Here is a 339-nt window from a genome sequence, read left to right on the forward strand (position 1 = left end):
CACGCCGGCGCGCTGCCCGGCTACGGACGGGGCGATCCGCAGATGCTCGGTCGCCAGCGGCAGCGAGCGCCGGTAGACCACTTCGCGGATCCCGGCCAGCAGGTGTTCGCCCGCCTGTGCCAGCCGCCCGCCGATTACGATGACCGACGGGTTGATCAGGTTCACGCAGGTGGCCAGCACGTCGCCGATGTCCCGTCCGGCCTGGCGCACCGCCTGGATCGCCTGCGGGTCGCCGGCGCGGACCAGTTCGATCACGTCCTGGCTGCTTTCGGCCTTCTTTCCCCCGGCCGCAAGCACGGCCGCCAGGGCGGGCGCGCCGGCGAGCGCCTCCAGGCAGCC

Annotated in this window: 1 protein-coding gene; it reads right to left on the reverse strand. The window is 73.7% G+C overall.

The genetic code is table 11. The annotated features are described in order from the left end of the window. Positions 1–339 (reverse strand): ROK family protein (locus AC5RV2_RS19135; protein WP_494093635.1); only part of this gene is annotated, 339 nt, incomplete at both ends.

Source organism: Arthrobacter sp. Y3225116 (assembly GCF_059091245.1).